The following is a 378-nucleotide window of genomic DNA, read 5'->3' as shown; positions in this document are numbered from 1 at the left end:
CCTCTGGGCTGATCTTTGCAGGTCATGACTGTTAGTCTAACTTCAGTTTGCAATCGTCCTGGACCGGCCGACTCGTAACGCCTGCAACGAATGTCCTTGTCACAATGAAGCGTCATACCGTCGTCGTCGAAAGCACTCTTGCCTTTCGCATGCAGCGCGTCGAAGCCGCTCGAAACGATGATCATGGGCTCGATATCACCACCTTGCCATTGCTGGCAGCGCGGCTGGCCGGCGGTTTTGTCCGACCCGCCGATCATGCGACCCTGATGCCAATCATTGCCAGTGCGCTGCATGAGCTCGCTTTTGACGAGCTAGACCCGGTCAAGGCGAGGCCCGGTATGGCTCGCGCTGTGCTCGCAAGCCTGGGACGCATGGGGG

At 59.0% G+C, this 378-nt stretch carries 1 protein-coding gene; it reads right to left on the bottom strand.

The genetic code is table 11. From position 1 onward, the window contains the following. Positions 1 to 257: hypothetical protein (locus EOA29_RS41005; RefSeq protein ID WP_210213253.1), on the bottom strand; the 257-nt coding region annotated here is incomplete at its 3' end. Positions 258 to 378 lie beyond the last annotated feature (121 nt).

Origin of the sequence: Mesorhizobium sp. M1E.F.Ca.ET.063.01.1.1 (assembly GCF_003998155.1) — a bacterium.
Classification (GTDB): Bacteria; Pseudomonadota; Alphaproteobacteria; order Rhizobiales; family Rhizobiaceae; genus Mesorhizobium.
The sequence above is the reverse complement of the archived record's forward strand: the minus strand, read 5'-3'. Positions and strand labels throughout refer to the sequence as shown.